Consider the following 20,469-nt stretch of genomic DNA (forward strand, 5'->3'; position numbering starts at 1 on the left):
GAGTAAACGGGGAGGTGAACACACGCTGCTACCGCCGTTCGTCGGTCAACGATCACCGTTTTTCAGGCGGTCACCGTGCCGAGCCGAATAAGTCACCAGCTGGGCGGGCGAGCACAACTAGACTTGAGCCGGTGACGATGAACGAGGATCGCCCCAGGGAGAAGCAACGGGGCCCGGTGACCTTGCGCCGTGAGCGCAGCGAGGAACCGACTACAACAGACCAGCGTTTGCTCGACTCGCGTGGCCCGTCGGCGTGGGTGCACACCGACCCGTGGCGCGTGATGCGGATCCAGGCCGAGTTCGTGGAAGGCTTCGGCGCGCTCGCCGAGGTGCCCCGTGCGGTGACCGTGTTCGGATCCGCCCGCACCGCGCGTGACCACCCCGAATACGAGCTGGGCCGGGAAATCGGCAAGGCGCTGGCGCAAGCGGGCTTCGCGGCCATCACCGGCGGCGGACCGGGCACGATGGAAGCAGTGAACCGGGGCGCGTCCGAAGGGGGCGGCCTGTCCATCGGGCTCGGCATCGAGCTGCCGTTCGAGCAGGGCCTGAACCCGTGGGTCGACCTCGGCGTGAACTTCCGGTACTTCTTCGTCCGCAAGACGATGTTCATCAAGTACGCGCAGGCGTTCATCTGCCTGCCTGGGGGCTTCGGCACGCTGGACGAGCTGTTCGAGGCGCTGACCCTGGTGCAGACCAAGAAGGTCACGAAGTTCCCGATCGTGCTGTTCGGCAGCGAGTACTGGGGTGGCCTGCACAGCTGGCTGCAGGACGTGGTGTTCAAGACGGGCAAGGTCGGTGAGAAGGACCTGGCGCTGATCCACGTGACCGACGACGTGGACGACGCGATCAGGGTGGTCGAGGAGGCGTACCGGGCCTGGGAAGAAGTCCACTAGTGCGGATCTGTGTGTTCTGCGGCTCGGCGACCGGCACGAGGCCGCTGTACGCCGCCGCCGCGGCGGACCTGGGAAAACTGCTCGCCACGCGAGGCATCACCCTGGTCTACGGCGGCGCCTCGGTCGGCACGATGGGCATCATCGCGGACGCGGCGCTCGAAGCGGGCGGCGAGGTCATCGGCGTGATCCCGACGAGCATGACCGACCGCGAGATCGCGCATCAGGGGCTGACCGAATTGCACGTCGTCGGCAGCATGCACGAACGCAAGGCCATGATGGCCGAGCTGGCCGACGGTTTCCTGGCGCTGCCTGGGGGCGCAGGAACACTGGACGAGCTTTTCGAGATCTGGACGTGGTTCCAGATCGGCGTGCACAGCAAGCCCATTGGCATCGCGAACATCGACGGGTTCTACGACCCGCTGATCCAGATGGTGGACCACATGGTCGCCGAAGGATTCATCCGGGCGGACTATCGCGACTTCATCACGGTCGACACGGACCTGGAAAAGCTCGTGAGTGGTTTCGCCGGTTAGTACCGGCAAAACCACTCACGAAGGGCTCGCCTGGTCACATGTCCCTATCGTCCTGCGAGGTCACGCAGGGTGCTGAGCGATGGCGCGAAAGCATAGACTGTCCCCTCCGTTCGCACGAACTGTGCGAAGTGCAGCTTTGTTCCTGCTGACTTCGTGTCCAATTTCAAGGTGACGTCCGTGTCTTTTCCGATGACCGGGTCGTTGCCCGCCCCGGTCTCGGCGAAGTCGGCGTCCGGGCCGTGACCCGCGCCCGCTGGCGGGTCGAAAGGCTGCCCGTACGGAATACCGCGACGGATGATTCGGCGGGTGTCGGCATTCTTGAAATCGCCGCCGAGGCCTGGTTTTCCGGATGTGGGCGAAATGCGAGGGCTATGGCCGTGCTCGTCGTCGGCGTAGCTGATCAGGTTGTTGACCGGCGCGCCCGGTTTGGTCGGTGGTTCGGTGTTCGGGGTTGTGCGCCGCCGGCGCACCCGAACGCCAACTGCCGACCACCCGGGCGGCCGGCCACTCTGTGCCGGTGCCGGGAGGCAGTTCGACCCCCTCCTTGTCGAGCTGCCTGCGCGCGGCACCGGCCTGCGCCCACCAAGGCCGGCACGTCTCGTGCCAGCCGTCGCACCACCTGGAACGAACCGTTGCGGGTCCATTCCGGCAGTGGGGGCGCGTCCCCGGTCAGCTTGGAGTGCCCGGCCACGAACTCGGCACGGGCGGCTGCGACGCGCAGTTCGGACGCGCTGTTGAACGCGGCGACCTGGCGGGTCGTCGAGATCTGCGGGATCAGCTGTCGCAGCCATTTCGGGATTGGCCCCGGATCGTCGGGGAAGCGCAGGAGCAGGACCGTTTGGCGGTCCTTGCGAAACCCGGCGAGAATGTCGCCCTGTATATCGTCGGAATGTCGGAGCGGCAGTGTGCGGGCAGCCGCGTCCGCATCTTCGTCACGCATGAATCCCCCTGGATTCCCCCTGGTCGCGGGGCCGGCCCCCAATCGCCGTCCCCTACATCCAGTGAGCCCGAGCCTAGCAGCACCTTCAAGGTGATTCACTCGATCAGTGGAATAATAGTCCAATTGGCCACGGGACTCGCTACGGACCGCAGTAAATCCGGTCGTCGATTCGTCCGATCTTGTGATGACATTCGGAAGGACGGTCCAGCAAGGTGTGGTATAAGCCCGTCAGGCGGCGTCGGGCAGTTTGTGGTATGCGTCCACGTATTCCTGTCCGGACAGTTCCATGATCGCGTACATGATCTCGTCGGTAACCGCGCGGCGAATGGCCGGTGACGCGTGCATGCGGTCATAACGAGAAAAGTTCAATGGCTTGCCAATTCGGATGGTGACCCGGCTCGGCCGGGGAAAACGCTGGCCAGGCGGCTGGATCTGCTCGGTCCCGATGACCGCCATCGGCACGACGACAGCGCCCGTGCTCAGTGCGAGCTGGCCGACGCCGGTGTGCCCGCGGTGCAGGCGCAGATCGCGCGACCGCGTGCCCTCCGGGTAGATCCCGAAGACATTCCCCTGCTCGAGCACCTTGCTCGCGACCTCGAGGGCGGCGACGCCCGCCCGCGCCTGCCCGCGCTGCACCGGAACCTGGCCGATGGCCCGCATGAACGCGGCCCGCATGCGCTTGTACGGCGAACGGCCGAGGAAGTACTCCTCCTTGGCCAGGAAGTTCACCTGCCTGGTGACCACCAGCGGGATCAGGATGCTGTCGAAGACGGACAGGTGGTTGCTTGCCAGGATCACCGCGCCCTTGGCCGGGATGTTCTCCAGGCCTTCGACCCGAGGACGGAACAGCGCCTTCGCGATGAGGACGCAGACGGCACGCAGTGCGCGGTAGAACAAGGGGAGCCTCCTGCGGTGGGGGATAGGTCCACTGTAAGAGACTGGTTGTTAAATCGGTCCTCGCGGTAAGTAACTTCACGACACCGCGTGGCAGGATCACCGGGTGCGACCCCTCAAGTTCGGTACCCGTGAGGTGGCCCAGAACCGTGCCCTGGTGATGGCGATCGTCAACCGCACCAGGGACTCCTTCTACGACCGTGGCGCCACGTTCGGTGACGAGGCGGCGATGACGGCGGTCGCCCGCGCGGTGGCCGAAGGCGCGGACATCGTGGACATCGGCGGCGTGCGGGCGGGATCACACGGCGAGATGGTGGACACCTCGGAGGAACTACGCCGGGTGATCCCCTTTGTGACAGCGGTCCGGGAAAAGTTCCCCGATGTGGTGATCAGCGTCGACACGTGGCGTCACGAAGTGGGCAGGGCGGCGTGCGAGGCGGGCGCGGATCTGCTGAACGACACCTGGGCGGGAGCCGACCCGAGGCTGGCGGAAGTCGCGGCCGAATTCGGCGTGGGCATCGTGTGTTCGCACACCGGGGGCGTCCAGCCTCGAACGGACCCGCACCGCGTGCACTACCGGGACGTGGTGGCCGAAGTGGCCGAAGAACTGGTGGCGCGCGCGAACCGGATGGTCGAACTGGGCGTGCCCGCCGAGGGGGTGTTGATCGACCCGACGCACGACTTCGGCAAGAACACCTGGCACGGCCTGGAGTTGCTGCGACGCCTCGACGAACTGGTGGCCACCGGCTGGCCGGTGCTGATGGCGTTGTCCAACAAGGACTTCGTCGGTGAGACGCTGGGCGTGGACCTGACCGACCGGGTGGACGGGACGTTGGCGGCGACATCGGTGGCTGCGTGGACGGGAGCGAGAGTGTTCCGGGCCCACCAGGTGCGGCAGACGAGGAAGGTGGTCGAGATGGTGGCCAGCATCGCGGGCACCCGTCCGCCCGCCCGAGTCCTGCGAGCCCTCGCGTGAACCCAGCGGCACGGGAATGGTTCTCCGCGAGAACCTGGCAAGAGCCACAGTGGACAGTAGCGGAACTGTGCGATGCCAAGGGCGATCGCACGGTCAGCGTGGTGCTGCCCGCGTTGGACGAAGAAGAGACCGTCGGCGAGGTCGTGCGTACAGTCCGGCCGTTGCTCGGGTCGCTTGTGGACGAGATCATCGTGATGGACTCGGGCTCGACCGACCGGACAGCGGAAGCCGCCTTGGCAGCGGGTGCTCGGGTGGTTCGTCGAGAGGACGTGGTGCCCGAGCTGGAACCCTTGCCGGGCAAGGGAGAAGTGCTGTGGCGATCGCTGGCGGCGACAACCGGGGACTTGATCGTCTTCCTGGACGCGGACCTGGTCGACCCGGACCCGGCGTTCGTGCCGGCGTTGCTGGGGCCCTTGCTGACCGAAGACGTTCATCTGGTCAAAGGGTTCTACCGGCGGCCGTTGCGACTGGAGACCGAAGACTATGGCACCGGCGGCGGGCGCGTGACAGAGTTGCTCGCTCGGCCGCTGCTGAACGCACTGCGGCCGGAGCTTTCCGGCCTCGTGCAACCGCTTGGCGGGGAGTACGCCGGAACCCGGGAGTTCTTGGAATCGGTGTCGTTCGCGGCGGGCTACGCGGTGGAGATCGGGCTGCTGCTTGACGCCCACTCCGAGTACGGGCTGAACGCGATCGCCCAGGTCAACCTGGGTGTACGCAAGCACCGGAACCGGAACTTGCTGCAGCTCGGCGTGATGGCGAGCCAGATCCTCGGTGCGGTGCTGCGCCGGTGCGACATCGACGGGTCGACCGAGCTGACGCAGTTCGTGCAAGTGGCGGGCGAGTGGCTGCCGGACACGAAGAGGATCGAGGTTGCGGACCGGCCACCGATGCGGTCTGTCCGCGCCTAGTCGTTTGGTTGGGCGTCAGGGCGCAGGATCATTTCGACTTCCATGATGGATTCGTCGCGGGGCAGCGAGCCACGCTTGCCTGTGCGTTCGAAGCCGAGTTTGGTGTAGAAGCGCTCCGCCGCCACGTTCTTCTCGCCGACCCACAGCGTCACGGTCTTCCCCTTGGCCCAGTTCAGTACCGCGCCCACTGTCTCCGCTGCCAGTCCGGTGCCTCGTGCGTCCGGGTGCGTCCAGACCCTGGTCAGTTCGACCTCATCGCCTTCCAGCGGGAACGCAGAGGCGATCGACTGCACCTTTCCGTTCCGGCTGCCTAGGAAGACCACCGATTTGGTCAGGCGTTGGCGCCAGTCGGTTTCCGTGTTCGTGATCTCGCCGCGCAGCGTCGATCCGAAGGCGTCCGGGGCGTCGGCCAGTGACTCGAGGCGGACGTCCATGAACGTCTCCCAGTCGTCAGGGCAGGCTTGCCAGACCGCGTTCATCCGGCCAGCTCCGCTGAATAGTCCACAAGGGACTCCCTGGCGACCAGCAGAGCGTTGTGCAGCTTCTCCACCATGGCCATATCGAAGCCGGAGTCGCGCCATTTGTCGAACGGAATACCGAAGCCGAGGCGTTCCCACAGTTCGGCGTTGCGTTTCTCGTGCGCACCGAACGGTTCGAGCAGCACAGCCGGGGTGGCTGACCACAGCGAGTCCAGCAGGGTGCCGCCGCCTGGCTTGCTGACCGTTGCCACGGCTGTTCGTGTCAGGTCGAACGAGCCGTGGTGGCCCTTGCCGCGCGTGAACCCGGAGTTGACCTCGCCGAAGGGTGGGTAGCCGTCGTCGTGCCACGGGTGCCACGCCGGGTCGATCATGAAATGCCGGATGCCCGGATCGGCCGAGACATCGCGCTCCTCATAAGCCACGACATCTAGCGAGAACCCGTGCGATCGCAGCTCGACGGCACGTTCGCGATACGTGCCCATGCCCCAACCACCGCCATGCACGAGCAACCGCCGAGCCCGTGATTCCCAAGGGATCGGTGGCGAATGAGTGACTGGGATGCTGTACGGCAAAGTCCCCTCATCCGCGTTGGCCAGCCAGATCGCCCGTGGGCTCAACGAAGTCTTGACCTTCTGGAACGAAGGCGACACCACGGAGTCAACGTGGCACACGTCAACTTCGGTGGCGCCGTACCGCTCCAGGATCGGCAGCCAGAATCCGGAGAACACCACAAACCGGCGAACGTCGCGGGACCGCCATGAATCCAGCATCGCTTCCTGGGCTTGGCGAGGGATCGCGACTTCTCGCGCGACCCGTTGCCCCACCAACGCGACTCGGAAGTCCCGGTGGAAGGCCCACTTCATCTTCGTTGTCGTCGCCAGCGTTTCCTCGGGCAGCATTCGTTCCAGCACCGACACGTGGACATCGGCCCCGCGTTCTCGCAGGCGATCGGCCAACAGCAGCCCCGGCACGTGCACGCCGAGTGCCACACCGGACGTCAGGATCTCGATCACAGCTGGGCCGCCGCTGCGAGGAGGTTCTTGGTGACCAGCTTGTGCATCGCCGCGTCGTAGCTGTTCCTCGGCACGATCTCGGTCAGCATGATCAGGTACAGGTACACCTTGTAGAACGCCAACCTGAACGACGCCGACTCGGTGAACCGCACTGGTCCGTACCCGGCCAGGAAAGCGTCATCCTTTCGAATGTCACCGAACAACGCGAGCGACACCATCTCGGCCAGCGGGTCGCCCCAGAACGCGCGCTCACCGTCGATCAGACCGGTGACCCGCGAGTCGTCGATCAGGATGTTGCCCGGCCACAAGTCGAAATGCACCAGGACCGGCGTCGCCACGTCGTCGAAAGCCGGTGAGTCCAGTGCCGCCGAGATCTTCGTAGCCGGGACGGGAAGGTCGACCGAATATCGCGCGGCATCGGCGAGCACCGATGTGACCATCGCGCGGAACGCCGAACGCCATGAGTCGTGCAGACCCATTTGCGGGTAACCGAATCCGGTCCCGCTGATCCTGTGCAGACCCGCCACGATCGTGCCGAGCTCACCGCGCAGCTTGGCAGTCAGGTCGTCGTCCAGCTTCTGCGGATACCACGGCTTACCCGGCAGCTCGGTCATCAGCAGGAAATCCGGCGCCGCGTGGACAACGGATGGGACGGGCAGGCCCGCAGCCTCCTGGTAGAACACCGCTTCGGTGGCCATCAGGCCGCGTTCGTACGTCAGCGAAGGCGATGCCGGATCCGGTGCGACCTTGAGGATGTAGCCCGCGTCCGCGGTCCGGATCCGATAGGCGGTGTTGTAAGTGCCTTCAGCCAGTTCTTCCCGCACCCGGACCTCAGCGGGATCGATGCCGCACGTCTTCAGCACGCTGTCCAGCTCATCGGATGACAGCACCCGCTTCGTCACGAAACCTCCGTACCAATAGGACTGCGCCACGGCAGCTCCTCGCACACCGCCAGAACCCGCTCCTTGGACCACCCGACCCCGTCGCCACTCAGGTGCACGAAGAGCTCGCCGTCGGATGTCCGGCGAGCCCGGATGCCCAACGCGCCCGCTTCGCCGATGTCACGAGGTCCGGCCGCGTCGACAACGGCACCGGTCGCTTCACCGAACGCCAATGCCTGCGGGCGTGCGTCCACCAGGTACTCGACGAACGGGCACGCTGCTGTGGTCGGCGGATCCATTACATGGTGCTGAGCACCAAGAACCACATCTCGGACAGCAGCCACATACTCGCCGCTCAGAGATGTGGGCGGGCGGGGGAACGGCATGTACGCAGGCACTGTGCAGGGTCCTGGCAACGCCCGCCACTCCCGGCGATTGCGGCGGCTGAGCAAAGTGTTGAACAGCATGTGATCGCCTGCACCGAGGAACGGTTCCATCGCGACCGCGAACCCAGCCAGCAACGAGACGAACATGCTGCTGCGGTGTCTGCGGGAGAACCGCTCCATCTCATGGACCTCGTCCGCGTCGAGAATTCGTTGTCGCAGTGCGAAGTTCTCCGCAGGAGTGTCGGCAGGCCCGGCGAACTCGCCGATGCCCGCGAACTTCTGCCACCACTCCTCGGCGGCCGCGCGCCCATCCGCAAGCAGGTGTTCCTGTTCCTCGGCGTACTGCCAGAACTGCGCCGGGGGAGCGGGCAAGGGGCCTCGGTACAAAGCGGCCAGCTCGTCGAGCAATACCCACAATGTCACCGGATCGGCCATCAGGTGATGCAGGTGCAGGCACAGCATGTGCTGTTCGGCTTCGATGCGCCTGAGCCGGATCCGGATCGGGGTCAGGCTCTGCGCGTCCACGGGGGCGTGCAGCAGTTCGTCGTCGTCGAAGAGTTCGAGCGTGACCGGGACGTTCGGCCGGATCACCTGCTTGCCGTCCTCCAGACGGGTGCGCAGCAGGTCGTTGCGCCCGACCAGGTCCTGGAAGGCCTGGTCAAGACGGCTGATGTCGAGCGGGCCGCGTACCTCGACGACGGCGTTCATGGTGAACCACGGCCCGGTCGAGTATCCAGGACGCGCGTCGTTGAAGCTGAGCGCGAATCGTTGCCACACCGCCAAAGGCTTGATCATCGTCGGACCAGAGCTCCCCGAGCGGCCGCGTAGATCCCAGCCATCAACGCGACTCGCTCTCCCGCGGAGTCTTCGGTCGTGAACAACCGGTCCAGCTGTGCGTCGTAGTAGCCGACCGGCGGGAAGGACCGGATCTCGGTCCGCTCGCCCTTGATCGACAGGTTCAACGGCAGTGGCACTGCCACCGGCCGGAGCAGGTTCCTGACCCGCACCGAGGCGGACTCGAAGAAGAACTCCACTTCGGCGACGTGTTTCTGACCGATCGAGCAATCCAAAGTGGCTTGTGTGCCGTCAGCCCACTTCAGCCGGGCTTCGAACGATGTGTCAGTCCCGTTCGGACCGTCGAACGCGGACTCGCCTTCGCCCGAAGCGCCGTCCAGGCCGACCGTGGACTGCACGGCCTGCAGCCAGTAGCTGGCGGTGTCGAAGAAGATCCCGCCACCAAGTTCGGGACGTGTGCGGTAGCTTCCGTCGGCCGGAGGGAGAAACTGGATCCTGGTGTGAATCCGTTGCAGAGAGCCGAATTCGCGAGTGTCGATGATCTCCCGGACGGCTACCTGCCAAGGATGCCCGGCCGTCGGGATCGCCTCGACGACTCGAACACCATTCGCGGTGGCCACACGATCGATTTCCGCGAACTCTTCGGCCGTCAGGCACAAGGGCTTCTCGATGACGACATGTTTACCTTGTGACGCGGCACGAACTGCCCACAAGTGATGTGCGGAGTTGTGCAGTGACACGTAAACCACGTTGATGTCCGGATCACGGACCAACGCGTCGTAGTCTTCATGGACGCGCTCGATACCGTTCTTGGCAGCGAATTCCCGGGCGCGGACGACATCGCTCGCCGCCACCGCGCGAACAGTCACGTTGTCCCGTTGACTCGCTGGCACGAGAATCGCACGCTCGGCGATCTGAGTTGCTCCGATCAGGCCGATGTCAAGCCGCATGGGCGACTCCTCTGATCGTCATGCCCGCTGCTGCGATGGCGTCAAGGACCCGTTGCCGCAGAGCGTCAGGGTGCTGAGACATCAAGGCGAAGTACACGCGACCACCCGGTGCCGCCAATGTACTGCCGTTGAGCACGAGAACGCCTTCACGTTCCCCGCCCGTGTACTGAATGTCAGCCAAGGCTTGGACGACTGACGAGATCCCGCTACCCGGCTGAACAGTCAGTTCCACTTGGGACAGATGAGCCGCGAGTCCGTGCGCGGTCACGCGCTCGTTCAACACCAGCGAAAGCAGACCCAACGACTGCCGGGCGTTGATCTCCAGTACCGGGACGAGCGTGCCGTCCCGCAGGAGCATCGAGTCGACACCGAACGGGCCGGAGTAACCCGCCTGGGCCAACGCCTTGGCGACCGAGTCGATGACCGGGAAATACCCTCTGTCCGCCAGGAACTCGGAGAACTCCGGTGTGGCAGGGGACGAACCCATGTGCCGCAACCCTCGATTGGTCATCACCTGAACACCGCGGTGCCGCCACGTGCCGTCCCGGGAGATCACGACGTGCGCGGAGAAGTCCCGTTCGACCGCGTACTTCTCCTGGACCAGCAGCTCGATCCGCTTGTCCTGCTTGGTCAGCGTCCGCTCGATCGCCCGCAGAACCCCAGGAGACTCCACGACCAGAGCGGCCCGGCCGGACACCCCGTACGGGTCCTTGACGATCGCCGAAGGTAACCGGGACACCGCAGTCGACAGCTCCGCCACCGACCGGACAACGGTCCCGGTTCCCGGCAACGCCAACTCCTGCGCCAGGGTGTTCGACCAGGTCTTGGAGTTCACTTCGGCGACGACATCGTTGTCAGGAAGCAGAGTCGTCAGCTCAGCCGTTTCCGCAAGCACGGCATAGGGTTCAACGGCAAAGTCGGCGACCAGGTCCCGGGACACGTTCCGTTCGAACGGCTCGTGTGGCCCGTCGACGGCGATGTGATCGAACGTGATGCCCGCGGCGGCAAGGCCGTCACGGACGCACGCCGTCATCGGATGCCGGGTGATCAGCCGGTCGCCCGCCGAGCAGAAGCCCGCGAGGAGTTCGTCCATCGCGGCGACCGCGTCATCCGACCCGGCACGGGATATCGCGGGCAGCGTGGCCAGATCGGTTGGGCGCCACCACTTCTCCGCGTCGAATGTGCCTAACCGGGCTGTCGTCATCCGGCCACCACGGTGGTTGACGAGATGAACTCGGCGAACTGGCGCACCGAACGCAGGTGGTCCAGTTCCAGCGTCTCGTAGTCCAGTTCGAGGTCGAAGGCGTCCTCGATGCCGAGCAGGAACGAGATCGTCTGCAGCGAGTCGAGCCCGTACTCCTCGACGAGGTCGGCGTCCGAGCCGATCTCGGCAGGGGTGATTCCCGTGCCCAGCACCCCGGCGAGCACGGTCTTGATGGCGAACTCGGTGTCGGCCATGGGTTTCACACTCCGTTCAGGTAGAGAAGGATGCACTTCGAGCAGACCGGCATCATGCCGTTGGCCGAGAGGATCTTGCGGATCTCCCGGAAGTCGTTGCTCTGCCACAGTTCCGCGACTGGGGTGTCATACAGGTTGCCCACCACGAATTCAGGGAAGAACTTGCACGAGCTCACGGCGCCGTCCGCGTGCACCTCCATCCGGTTGGACACCGCGAGGCACTTGTTGCGGTGCTGTGCCGGGCGGGATGTGCCCCGGATGAAGTCCTCGACCTCGTCGGCCTCCAGTTGCGGCTGGTAACGCACCCGCACCCGCCAGGTCCTGCTCGCCAGGCGGGCCATGGACTCCCGCAACACCGGGATCTGTTCTTCGGGCAGCTGGTAGGTGTACGAGTGCCAGGTCGGCTTCTTGGTCTTGGTGTCCGGGTTGAGCCACGCGAAGGACTCCTCGTACACCTTGTCCATCGCCTGCGCGACTTCTGGGCTGATGAACCACGGGAACTGGAAGTACACCGTGTTGACGCCGAGTTCCTCGGCCCACTCCATGAACTCGTACATCTTGTACACGGTCACGTGGGAGACCATGCAGGACAACGAGATCTCGCCGTCGAACTTGCCTTCGCGCTTGAGGTCCAGCATCAGCTGGATGTTCTCCATCGTGCGCTTGAACGTTCCCTTGCCACGCAGGGCCTCGTGGTCCTCACCGAGCCCGTCCAGGCTGATCAGCAGGTTCAGGTTCGCGCCGATCTTGAGCAGATCGTCGAGTTTCCGCTTGAACAGCAGGCCGTTGGTGCACATGTTGACCGTGCGCGGGTATTTCTCAAGCAGATCCGCGACCTCGTTGAACTTCGAGTGCATCAGCGGCTCGCCGCCCCACAGGAACGTCTTCGACCGCACCGGTGCCGTTGTCCGCAGGACCTGCTCCACGACGTCGATGTCCAGTTCGGTGCGTTGCCGCTCGATGCTGAAGTCGCGGAAGAAACCCTGCTCGTTCCACTGGTAGCAGTGCGTGCACCGCAGATTGCACTTGTACGTCAGCTGCATGCTGACTTCCTGGGGCAGCGGTGCCGCGTACCCCGGATCTGCCAGCAGGCTTTTGCGCGCCCGCGACCGGATCGCCACGGTGTGCTTGATGTCAGCGAACTCCTTGGCGTTCAACGTTCGTGTGGTGGACGGGTGCATTCGATCCTCCTCCTTGCGTTTTGGCCAGTTCAGGAAGCTCGCGAGTAACGCCACGCAGCAGCAGAACGCTTGCCGCGATGCAGGTACCGCCCACGGCCAGTACGACGACAAGGCCAGTCGCGGTGCCGAGCAATGATCCAAGTACGCCCGCCGCGAGGCCGGCGAGCATGGAGCCGAACGGAATCGTCGATGACGCCATGGTCCGTGCGGTCGCATGGACCGTCGATTGTTCGCCCGGTGGGGTCAAGGACTGCCGGATGCTGGTCGTCAGGACATTCCACACTGGCAGCCAGAACGCCGAGCAGACGCGGATGACCACCAGGAACACGACCGGCGCGACGAACAGCGTGACCGGCACCGCCAGCCACACGAGGCCTTCGAGGGCGCTGAGCAACAGAGCCGCCCGGACACCGATTCGCCGCGCGATCCGTTGCGTCATCAGCGCTCCCAGCAGGGCGCCGACCGCGCCCGCCGCGAGCAGGAAACCGCCGCCCAGACTGGACAGACCGAGTGCCCGATACGCGAACAACAGCAGAACCGCGTCCACCACACCGGTTCCGAACCCGCGCACGGCCGTCCCGCAGACCACTTGCCGCAGCAGCGGCTGACTCCAGACGTACGAGACCCCGATGCGGATCCGCGTGGCGATCGAAGGCGGCGAGGACAGCCGCGCTGGCAGTTCCTCGAGGACCTTGATCCGGCTGCGGCCGAATGCGGAAAGCAGGAAGGGCAACGCGTTCGCGCCGATCGCCGCGATCCCGCCGAGCAGGTTCATCACCGCGCCCGCGAGTGCTGGCCCGATCAGCTTGGACAGGCTGTCCGAGCCCTGCAGCCGCGAGTTGGCTGCGAAGAGCTGTCCTGGCGTGACCACAGTGGGCAAGTAGGACTGCCCTGCGATGTCGACGAAGACTGTCGCGATCCCAGCCAACGCGACAACGACGACCAGCTGGCTGACGCTCAGCCACCCCACCAGCGCCGCCACCGGAATGCTCGCGAACGCGGCGAACCGGACAAGTTCTCCCGCGATCATCACGTGCCGTCGCCTGCGCCCAGCCAGGAGCGCCCCCGCGATCATGCCGAACGCCGGATACGCCAGCCATCCGGCCGCCGAGATCAGTCCGACTTGGGCACTCGAGGCGTTCAGTACGAGGATCGCGGCGCTCGGCACGGCGAAGCCGGTCAGCCGGTCGCCGACGAAGCTCATCGTCTGGCTGCCCCAGAACCACTGGAACCCGACGGGCAGGACGGCGGCTGGTGGCGTCGGTCGCATCGTCCCCCTCGCGTTACGAGCCCATGGCAAAGCCACAGTTCGCTGAACTGTCGGTGATCCCCCAGATGCGTTGAGTTCTAGTTGCCACTCAACTGATACAGCTTCATTCAGGCAAGTAATTAAGTTGTAATGTGATCCAGGTCACTGTCGTTCTCGCAGGTCAGGGCGGTGGTGTGGCGCGAATTTGCCAGCGTGGAGATCATCTCTTCCGCTCGCGAGGAGTCCTGGTAGTAGCCCTCGCGTCCGACGAGGTCCTCGTGCGAGCCGCGTTGAACCACCCGTCCGTCTTCGAGGACGACCACATCCTGGAATCCGGCCAGGTGGCTGAGCCGGTGCGTCACCAGAACCACGGCGCGGTCCTTGGTCGCGGCGAGAACGTCGGCCAGGATCTCGTCACCTTGCGTCGTGTCGAGGCTTTCCACCGGTTCATCGAGCAGAACGATGGGAGCGTCGGCGAGTAGGGCGCGCGCGAGGAGCAGTCGTTGTCGTTGCCCGCCGGAGACTGTGTCCGCGTCGATCACCGTGTTCCAGCCCTGAGGCAGCGAAGCCAGCCAGGAGTCCAGTCGTGCCAGTCGAGCGACTCGGTCGAGGTCGTCCTGTGTGCAGTCCGGCCGGGCGAACGAGAGATTCTCTCGGATGGTTGTGGCGAAAATATGCCCATCTGCCATTGCGCCGCGCGCAATCGGCTCGTTGCGTGCGATCTCCGTCAGCAGCGTGCTCTTCCCGGCGCCGCTTGGACCGACGATGGCAATGTGTTTGCCTGGCCGTAAGTCCAGTACGACCTCGGGCGCCGGGCGAGGCGGCGTACCGGGTTCGGAGAACAGTGCGTGGACACGGGCGATAGCTGGCCGGACTTCGGTCCATCGTGCAGCGGCGGATGCCAGGGGCAGGAAGACCTCCATCGCGGTCAGCGTGCCGAGGGCGAGCGCGGCGGTGCCAGGTCCGGCCGGTAGCAACGTGATCAGCGCGAAGACGGCTCCGATTTGGACGGCCACACCGAGCGCCCCGATGAAGGCGCCAGGGCGGCGTTCGACAGCAGCGATGGATGCCGCTGTGGCTTCGGCTTGCGTGAGCTTGGCCGTGCGGGCGCCGTAGACCTCCAGTTCGGCCCAACCGTGGATCAGGTCGAGCATGTGATCAGCGAGCCTGGCGCGGTCCTGGACCGTCCGTCGCGCAGTTCGCGCCGCGAGCCGGGCGGCAACGAGTGGCAACAGAAGCCCGCTGATCGCGAGGGCGCACAACAACACAACCAGTGCCGTGAGCGACATGACGGCCGCGACTGTCAAGCCGATCGCGGCGACCATTGCGGCGACACAAGCTGGGACGACGCACCGGAGCAGTCCGTCCTGCAGAGCATCCACATCGGACACGACGCGGGTCAGCGCGTCACCTTCCCGGATGTCCTTGCGGCGCAGGAGCGCTGCATAGACCTGGCCACGCAGGTCAGCCATCGCGCGCAGGACGGCCGAATGACCGGCTAGACGTTCGGCGTACCGCAAACCGCCGCGTGCGATGGCCAACGTCCGGACGATCACGATTGCCACGGTCAGGGCGGCGAGTGGTGGTTGCGCGGCCGCGCTGACGATGAGCCACGCGGCGGTCGCGGTGAGCCCGACCGCGGCCAGTTCGGCGAGAACCGCGATCAACGCGGCGAAAGTCATTCGTGCGACAGGAAGTCTCATCCGACCCGCACCACCCGGTCGGTCTCGGGCAACAACGCCGGACGGTGCGCGACGACCAACGCGGTCCTGCCTGCCAACAGCTTCCGGCTCGCGGTCAACACCGCCTGCTCGGTCCGGGTGTCCAGCCGAGCAGTCGGTTCGTCCAAAAGCACCACTGGGGCCGACCGTCGAAGCAACGCGCGAGCCAAGGCGACTCGTTGCCGCTGACCGCTCGACAGTTCACGGCCCGGCCGGTCGACGCATACGTCGAGGGCCGCCGCTTGTGCGGCACGCTCGATGTCCACATCGGTCGCTTGTGGATCGGCCAACCGGATGTTCTCGGCCACGCTGGCAGCCATCAACCACGGCTGTTGTGGCACCCAGGTAAGGCATTCGTGCCAGCCGGTGACCTCTCGGAGGTCCGCACCGCCGATCAACACCCGGCCTTCGGTCGGCTTCGTCAAACCGAGCACGACCGACAGCAAGGTACTTTTCCCAGCGCCGCTGGGACCGATGAGCGCGACGCGTTCACCTGGCTCAACAGTCAGCCAGAAATTCCGCACAGCTGGTTCCGTGCGTCCTGGATAGCGCACGGTCACACCTTCCAGCGCGATCGTCGCGGTACGCAGGTCCGGCGGCCGCGTAAGGACAACCGCCTTGGGTGTCTTCTCCTTGAACGTCAAGACGTTCTTGAGCACAGCCACACCCTCGGCCGCCGCATGGAACTTCGCACCGGCCGCTCTCAACGGCAGATACGCCTCGGGTGCCAGCAGTAACACGAGCAGTGCGGTCTGCAGGTCCACGCTTCCGTTCAGCAGACGCAGTCCAACAGGGACGGCGACCAAGGCGATGGACAGCGTGGCAACGAGTTCCAGCACCAACGCCGACAGGAAAGCGATCCGCAACGTCCGCATGGTCGCGTCGGCGTGCTGAACGGCCATCTCCCGGACGATCCTGGCTTGCGCACCGGCCCGCTTGAACAGCATCAGCGTCTCCATGCCGCGCACGACATCCAGGAAGTGCCCGCCCAATCGGGACAGCAGATCCCACTGCAGTTCGGTCTGTCGCGTGGTGTGCTTGCCGACCAGCACGGCGAACACCGGGATCAACGGCAACGTGGCCGCGATGATCAACGCGGACGTCAGGTCCGCGATAAACAACCGGACTAGCACCGCCAGCGGAACGGTCGCGGAGATGACCATCTGTGGCAGATAGCCGGTCAAATACGGCCCGACCGCGTCAATTCCCCTTGTCACCAGCGTGGTCTGGGCACCAGGGGACTCCATCGCCGACCGCAGGACGCGCGTCCGCAGGTGCTGCTTCGCGGACGCGGCGAACCTGACGCTCATGCTTTCCTGGACCCACAACAACAAAGCGCGTGCGGCCAACGCCGCGATCGGCAGTGTGAGTGCGACACTTCCGGTCAGCAGCCCGGCCAGCAACTCGGCTTGGGCGAGGACGAGACATGCTGTGCACGCGGCCAGCGCGCACAGCATGTACAAGTAGCGCCGCGAACCTGGCAGATCGGGGGTCACCAGAACAGCCCTGTCCGCTCGTCGACCCGCTGGCGGAACATCCACCAGATGACCACCTGCAGGCCGATCACCGCGGGTACGACGGGCAAGGCGAGCCAGCCGACCTGCGCCAATGTGCTGGACGACGAAGCGATGGCGGAGAATGACAACCCGGCGCCGCCCTCCAACGAGGACACCAGGGCGTTCGGCAGGTGAGCCACGGCCACGGCGAACACCGGTAGAACACAAGCGATCCCGGTGCACACAACGGCAGCGATCGGCCGCTTGTCCAACAGCGAGCCAGCCGCGAAGACGGCAAGAATGGTCAGCCCCGCACCGGCCAACGTCAGCCAAGGGTTGGCGAGGTCCAAGGCGAACACCCCGTTCGCCACGACCGCCAGCACCGCCATGACACTCGGCGCGATCAGCAACCGGGCTATCCGCTTCCCACGTGCCGCTAGGCGGTCGGTCGACCGTGCCGCGACGAAAGCCGCGCCATGCAACGTGAACAGTGCGAACATCAGCGCGCCGAACAACACCGTGCCGGAGTCGACCAGGCCGCTGAAGTCGCCGGTCGGGTAACCGTCCGCGCCGAGCGGCAGCCCTTCGAGCATCGCACCGAGCAACACTCCCCACGCGATCGCGGTGACACCGGCGCCAACCGCGATCATCGAGTCCCAGAACGGTTTGCGTCCGATCCCGAGCCGTCCGCGCAGTTGTGCCGCGACCGTGAACACGATGACGCCGAGCACGATCGCCAGCACCACCGGATAAGCCCCGGAGAACAACCGTCCTTCGAACTGTGGGAAAACGCCGAGCAGAACTCCGGCCAGTGCCACCAGCCACACCTCGTTGCCGAGGAATAACGGCCCAAGCGTGCCGAGCACCTTTCTTCGCTCAGGCTCGTCCCGGCCGATCAACCGCAGCAGGATGCCGGTCCCGTAGTCGTAACCCGCCAGTGCGAAATAGCCCGCGGCCAGTACGGCCAGCGTGACAATCCAGAGGAAATCCATGCTGTGCTCCCGAAATCAGAGGGTGGCCATGACCGGCTCGGGTTTCACCACTTCGGCCAGGGGCGCCGGACCGCGTTTGGCGACCCGGGCGATCAACACCCAATTGGTGATCACCAGCCCGACGAGAACCGCGGTGAACGCGATGTAGGACGCGAGCATGCTGCCCGCGCTGACCGAGGAAACGCCGTCGGAGGTGAGCAGCAATCCGTTGATCAGGAACGGCTGCCTGCCCATCTCACGGAACAACCAGCCGAAGATCGCCGCGACGAACGGCAATGGAATCAGCGCCACCAGCAGATAAAGCGGGAGTCGCAGCCGGACGATCCAGTTGCGGAACGTCAGCAACCAAGCGATCCACGCGACCGTGGAGAGCAGGAAGCCGATATTGAGCATCGCTTCGAGAAACCCGGAGAGGTCCGGCGGGAGGTAGTCGCCCTGGCCGAATTTGGCCTCGCCCGCCGCCTGGACCAAGGCATCCTGTTCGGGCCCGCCGAGCTTGGCCGGTTGTACCTGCTGGAGCACGGGGAACTGCTGGAAGCCGAAGCCGATCACCATGGAGCTGGCGATCGCGGCGACCCCGAGGCCAAGACGCATCGACCGGCGGAAGAACTCGGCTTCGGCAGTGCGCCTGATGAAGTGGTACGCGCTGACGCCCGCCATGAAGATCCCTGCCGCCAGCAGACCGGCCGTGAGCACGTGCGCGAGCGCGCTCCACAGTGACGGGTTGCTCAGGAACGCCCCGAAGTCCGTCAGCCGCGCGACGTCTCCGTCCATCCGGTAACCGACGGGGTTCTGCAGGAAGGCGTTGGCGCCCATCACCCAGAACGCCGAGAGGTACGCGGTGAGCACGACCAGCCAGATCAGCGACAGGTGCACCCAGCGGTTGAGCTTGCCCCAGCCGAAGATCCACAGCCCGAGGAACGTGGACTCGAGGAAGAACGCGACGAGCGTCTCGATCGCGAGCGGCGCACCGAAGACGTCGCCCGCGAAGGCCGTCAGGCCGGTCCAGTTCAGTCCGAACTGGAACTCCATGACGATCCCGGTCGCGATCCCGACCACGTAGTTGATCACGTACAGGTGGCCCCAGAAGCGGGTCATCCGCTGGTGAACGGGCTTGCGGCTGAACGTGTACCGGGTCTGCGTGACCGCGACGAGCGGCGCCAGCCCGAGCGTCAGCAACACGAACAGGAAGTGCAGTGATGTCGTCGTGGCGAACTGCAGCCGCGCGATGGGAACCAGGTCCATGCGTCGCGACGCTATATGTCGGCTAGCTACGTATCAATCGGGGTTTTCCCTGAAACCGGGAGAAAACGCTGGGCGGTGTGACTTCCAACCCGTAGACTCGCTACGTATGAAGCCGGATGTGCTGCGAGGACACCTCGACGCGCTGTTGCTCGCCACTCTCGACGGCACGCGTCTGCACGGTTATGCCATCATCGAAGCACTTCAGCTGCGGAGTGGCGGTGCGCTGGACCTGCCGACCGGCACGGTCTACCCAGCGCTGCGACGCCTGGAAAGAGCCGGGTACGTCACCAGCGAGTGGAGCACTGTGTCCGGCCGTCAGCGCCGTACCTACCATCTGACGAAGGCCGGGCAACGCGCGCTCGTTCAGGAACGCAACGCATGGCGTGAGTTCACGGCTGCGATCGAGGGCGTACTCGGGGAGGGGCCATGGCCGGCTCAAGCGTGATCGACGACTATGTCGCTGATCTGGACACGCGGTTACGGGGCAACCGCAAAGTCAAGCTCGACCTGTTGACCGAAGCACGCGACAGCCTGGAAGACGCCGCCGACTGCTACCGGTCCGCCGGATTGCCGGACGAGGACGCGCAACGCAAAGCCGTCGCCGACTTCGGTCCGGTTGGCGCGATCGCCCGTGACTACCAAGGTGAGCTGGCTGTCGCGTACGGCACGCGCACACTGCGCTCGATCCTGTTCATCCTGCCCGCGTTGCACCTCGGCTGGGAGGGCAGCAGGCTGCTTTTCCTCGGATCGTGGGAAACCGTGCCCGGCGCCAGCAGCAGCGAGCTGCCCGCGTGGTACCTGCCGATCACGCAGATCAACGACAGCATCCCGTGGGCGGTCACCATCGCGACCGCGCTCGCATTGCTGTTCGGACGGCTGATGTCCCGCCGTGTCGCCGACAACCGGCTGATCGCGCGCTGCGCGGCGGGTGTCGCGCTCGTGACGGTGAGTGCCGCCCTCTTGTCGAACGTGTCGCTGGGGATCGCGTCGACAATCCTCAAGCCTGAGCTGATGTTCCACACGCCGCTGTTGCTGCTGGCCAGCGCGGCGGCGATGGCTGTGCTGGCCCAGCTGACCGTCATGGCGCGAAGGGCAGTCCGTTTCGCGGTCTAGTGGCAAGATTGCTCACGTGACCACCGCGTTGTTCTATCTCGTCGTCATGGTCTTCGTGGCGGCTGTGGTGTTCCTGCTGGCCTCGGTGCTGTTCGGCCGTGGCGAGGAGCTGCCGCCATTGCCGCCGGGCGCGTCCCCGACGCGGCTGCCGTCCGAGGGCATCACCTCGCAGGACGTGAGCAGAGTGAAGTTCCAGATGGTGTTGCGCGGTTACAAGATGTCCGAGGTGGACTGGGTGCTGCAGCGCCTCGGCACCGAGGTCGACGAGTTGCGCGCCAAGGTCGCCGAGCTCGAGCAGCAGCTCGAAGGCAAGGCGGCCGCCCAGTGACATCGACATCTGGGACATCGACACCAGGGACATCGACA

The 20,469-nt window shown here is 65.4% G+C and carries 22 protein-coding genes; 7 read left to right on the forward strand and 15 right to left on the reverse strand.

Annotated elements, in window-relative coordinates:
* The first annotated feature begins 137 nt into the window (after positions 1–137).
* Entirely contained in the window at positions 138–893 is a 756-nt protein-coding gene (locus B9C43_RS26255) for an LOG family protein (RefSeq protein ID WP_033389521.1), read from the forward strand.
* Positions 893–1,426 carry an LOG family protein gene (locus tag B9C43_RS26260; RefSeq protein WP_143446589.1) on the forward strand — a complete coding sequence of 178 codons (534 nt, stop codon included), beginning with the start codon at positions 893–895 and terminating at the stop codon, positions 1,424–1,426. Before B9C43_RS26255 ends, B9C43_RS26260 begins: the two co-directional genes overlap by 1 nt.
* Positions 1,427–1,470: 44 nt before the next feature.
* Here B9C43_RS26260 and B9C43_RS26265 read toward each other — a convergent pair whose 3' ends face one another.
* On the reverse strand, positions 1,471–1,896 hold the full coding sequence (locus tag B9C43_RS26265) for a hypothetical protein (protein WP_084429695.1): 426 nt from the start codon (positions 1,894–1,896) through the stop codon (positions 1,471–1,473).
* Between the two features lie 698 nt (positions 1,897–2,594).
* The gene (locus B9C43_RS26275; RefSeq protein ID WP_051896976.1) at positions 2,595–3,263 is read right to left on the reverse strand and encodes a lysophospholipid acyltransferase family protein; all 669 of its coding nucleotides are present in this window, start codon (positions 3,261–3,263) and stop codon (positions 2,595–2,597) included.
* A 157-nt stretch (positions 3,264–3,420) separates the two neighbouring features.
* Between B9C43_RS26275 and folP the strand changes: the two genes are divergently transcribed.
* Together folP and B9C43_RS26285 are read left to right on the forward strand one after the other, a co-directional pair.
* On the forward strand, positions 3,421–4,236 hold the full coding sequence (folP, locus tag B9C43_RS26280; protein ID WP_200825705.1) for a dihydropteroate synthase: 816 nt from the start codon (positions 3,421–3,423) through the stop codon (positions 4,234–4,236).
* Positions 4,233–5,144, forward strand: a complete 912-nt coding sequence (locus B9C43_RS26285) for a glucosyl-3-phosphoglycerate synthase (protein WP_084429698.1) — start codon at positions 4,233–4,235, stop codon at positions 5,142–5,144. The genes folP and B9C43_RS26285 overlap by 4 nt, the downstream gene beginning before the upstream one ends.
* Here the strand turns inward: B9C43_RS26285 and B9C43_RS26290 are convergent.
* The 13 genes from B9C43_RS26290 to B9C43_RS26350 all read right to left on the reverse strand — a co-directional run bounded on the left by B9C43_RS26290 (position 5,141) and on the right by B9C43_RS26350 (position 18,990).
* Complete coding sequence (locus B9C43_RS26290; protein WP_160096703.1) at positions 5,141–5,623, reverse strand: GNAT family N-acetyltransferase; 483 nt, start codon at positions 5,621–5,623, stop codon at positions 5,141–5,143. The two genes, B9C43_RS26285 and B9C43_RS26290, sit on opposite strands and share 4 nt — an antisense overlap.
* Positions 5,620–6,636: a hypothetical protein gene (locus tag B9C43_RS26295; protein ID WP_084429700.1), complete on the reverse strand. Its 1,017-nt coding sequence runs from the start codon at positions 6,634–6,636 to the stop codon at positions 5,620–5,622. The genes B9C43_RS26290 and B9C43_RS26295 overlap by 4 nt, the downstream gene beginning before the upstream one ends.
* Entirely contained in the window at positions 6,633–7,538 is a 906-nt protein-coding gene (locus B9C43_RS26300; RefSeq protein ID WP_160096705.1) for a phosphotransferase family protein, read from the reverse strand. The genes B9C43_RS26295 and B9C43_RS26300 overlap by 4 nt, the downstream gene beginning before the upstream one ends.
* Positions 7,535–8,698, reverse strand: a complete 1,164-nt coding sequence (locus B9C43_RS26305) for a condensation domain-containing protein (protein WP_084429701.1) — start codon at positions 8,696–8,698, stop codon at positions 7,535–7,537. Before B9C43_RS26305 ends, B9C43_RS26300 begins: the two co-directional genes overlap by 4 nt.
* The gene (locus tag B9C43_RS26310; RefSeq protein WP_033389530.1) at positions 8,695–9,648 is read right to left on the reverse strand and encodes a Gfo/Idh/MocA family protein; all 954 of its coding nucleotides are present in this window, start codon (positions 9,646–9,648) and stop codon (positions 8,695–8,697) included. Before B9C43_RS26310 ends, B9C43_RS26305 begins: the two co-directional genes overlap by 4 nt.
* Positions 9,638–10,852, reverse strand: a complete 1,215-nt coding sequence (locus B9C43_RS26315) for a hypothetical protein (protein WP_084429702.1) — start codon at positions 10,850–10,852, stop codon at positions 9,638–9,640. Before B9C43_RS26315 ends, B9C43_RS26310 begins: the two co-directional genes overlap by 11 nt.
* Positions 10,849–11,106 carry an acyl carrier protein gene (locus B9C43_RS26320; RefSeq protein ID WP_084429703.1) on the reverse strand — a complete coding sequence of 86 codons (258 nt, stop codon included), beginning with the start codon at positions 11,104–11,106 and terminating at the stop codon, positions 10,849–10,851. The genes B9C43_RS26315 and B9C43_RS26320 overlap by 4 nt, the downstream gene beginning before the upstream one ends.
* Before the next feature lie 5 nt (positions 11,107–11,111).
* Positions 11,112–12,287 carry a radical SAM protein gene (locus tag B9C43_RS26325; protein WP_084429704.1) on the reverse strand — a complete coding sequence of 392 codons (1,176 nt, stop codon included), beginning with the start codon at positions 12,285–12,287 and terminating at the stop codon, positions 11,112–11,114.
* A complete protein-coding gene (locus B9C43_RS26330) occupies positions 12,241–13,557 on the reverse strand; it encodes an MFS transporter (RefSeq protein ID WP_084429705.1) in 1,317 nt (438 codons plus the stop codon). Before B9C43_RS26330 ends, B9C43_RS26325 begins: the two co-directional genes overlap by 47 nt.
* A 119-nt stretch (positions 13,558–13,676) precedes the next feature.
* On the reverse strand, positions 13,677–15,239 hold the full coding sequence (locus tag B9C43_RS26335) for an amino acid ABC transporter ATP-binding/permease protein (RefSeq protein WP_084429706.1): 1,563 nt from the start codon (positions 15,237–15,239) through the stop codon (positions 13,677–13,679).
* On the reverse strand, positions 15,236–16,753 hold the full coding sequence (gene cydD, locus B9C43_RS26340) for a thiol reductant ABC exporter subunit CydD (protein ID WP_235038838.1): 1,518 nt from the start codon (positions 16,751–16,753) through the stop codon (positions 15,236–15,238). The genes B9C43_RS26335 and cydD overlap by 4 nt, the downstream gene beginning before the upstream one ends.
* A complete protein-coding gene (locus B9C43_RS26345) occupies positions 16,750–17,745 on the reverse strand; it encodes a cytochrome d ubiquinol oxidase subunit II (RefSeq protein WP_084429707.1) in 996 nt (331 codons plus the stop codon). Before B9C43_RS26345 ends, cydD begins: the two co-directional genes overlap by 4 nt.
* Positions 17,746–17,760: 15 nt before the next feature.
* On the reverse strand, positions 17,761–18,990 hold the full coding sequence (locus tag B9C43_RS26350) for a cytochrome ubiquinol oxidase subunit I (RefSeq protein WP_084429708.1): 1,230 nt from the start codon (positions 18,988–18,990) through the stop codon (positions 17,761–17,763).
* Between the two features lie 106 nt (positions 18,991–19,096).
* Here B9C43_RS26350 and B9C43_RS26355 point away from each other — a divergent pair, with 106 nt between their 5' ends.
* From B9C43_RS26355 to B9C43_RS26365, 3 genes are read left to right on the forward strand one after another with little or no spacing between them, the layout of a single operon-like run.
* On the forward strand, positions 19,097–19,435 hold the full coding sequence (locus tag B9C43_RS26355; protein WP_033389537.1) for a PadR family transcriptional regulator: 339 nt from the start codon (positions 19,097–19,099) through the stop codon (positions 19,433–19,435).
* Positions 19,417–20,103: a permease prefix domain 1-containing protein gene (locus tag B9C43_RS26360; RefSeq protein ID WP_051896981.1), complete on the forward strand. Its 687-nt coding sequence runs from the start codon at positions 19,417–19,419 to the stop codon at positions 20,101–20,103. The genes B9C43_RS26355 and B9C43_RS26360 overlap by 19 nt, the downstream gene beginning before the upstream one ends.
* 16 nt (positions 20,104–20,119) lie before the next feature.
* Positions 20,120–20,431, forward strand: coding sequence for a DivIVA domain-containing protein (locus tag B9C43_RS26365; RefSeq protein WP_033389538.1), 312 nt, complete (start codon positions 20,120–20,122; stop codon positions 20,429–20,431).
* Positions 20,432–20,469: the final 38 nt, after the last annotated feature.

This window comes from Kibdelosporangium aridum, from assembly GCF_900176515.1.
In the GTDB taxonomy this organism is placed as follows: domain Bacteria; phylum Actinomycetota; class Actinomycetes; order Mycobacteriales; family Pseudonocardiaceae; genus Kibdelosporangium; species Kibdelosporangium aridum.

Bases quoted from the DNA above. Each gene is read 5' to 3' on its own strand.
- B9C43_RS26255 (WP_033389521.1), top strand. From the start codon at position 138: ATGAACGAGGATCGCCCCAGGGAGAAGCAACGGGGCCCGGTGACCTTG.
- folP (WP_200825705.1), top strand. From the start codon at position 3,421: ATGGCGATCGTCAACCGCACCAGGGACTCCTTCTACGACCGTGGCGCC.
- B9C43_RS26290 (WP_160096703.1), bottom strand. From the start codon at position 5,623: ATGAACGCGGTCTGGCAAGCCTGCCCTGACGACTGGGAGACGTTCATG.
- B9C43_RS26305 (WP_084429701.1), bottom strand. From the start codon at position 8,698: ATGATCAAGCCTTTGGCGGTGTGGCAACGATTCGCGCTCAGCTTCAAC.
- B9C43_RS26310 (WP_033389530.1), bottom strand. From the start codon at position 9,648: ATGCGGCTTGACATCGGCCTGATCGGAGCAACTCAGATCGCCGAGCGT.
- B9C43_RS26315 (WP_084429702.1), bottom strand. From the start codon at position 10,852: ATGACGACAGCCCGGTTAGGCACATTCGACGCGGAGAAGTGGTGGCGC.
- B9C43_RS26320 (WP_084429703.1), bottom strand. From the start codon at position 11,106: ATGGCCGACACCGAGTTCGCCATCAAGACCGTGCTCGCCGGGGTGCTG.
- B9C43_RS26325 (WP_084429704.1), bottom strand. From the start codon at position 12,287: ATGCACCCGTCCACCACACGAACGTTGAACGCCAAGGAGTTCGCTGAC.
- B9C43_RS26330 (WP_084429705.1), bottom strand. From the start codon at position 13,557: ATGCGACCGACGCCACCAGCCGCCGTCCTGCCCGTCGGGTTCCAGTGG.
- B9C43_RS26335 (WP_084429706.1), bottom strand. From the start codon at position 15,239: ATGAGACTTCCTGTCGCACGAATGACTTTCGCCGCGTTGATCGCGGTT.
- B9C43_RS26345 (WP_084429707.1), bottom strand. From the start codon at position 17,745: ATGGATTTCCTCTGGATTGTCACGCTGGCCGTACTGGCCGCGGGCTAT.
- B9C43_RS26350 (WP_084429708.1), bottom strand. From the start codon at position 18,990: ATGGACCTGGTTCCCATCGCGCGGCTGCAGTTCGCCACGACGACATCA.
- B9C43_RS26355 (WP_033389537.1), top strand. From the start codon at position 19,097: ATGAAGCCGGATGTGCTGCGAGGACACCTCGACGCGCTGTTGCTCGCC.
- B9C43_RS26360 (WP_051896981.1), top strand. From the start codon at position 19,417: ATGGCCGGCTCAAGCGTGATCGACGACTATGTCGCTGATCTGGACACG.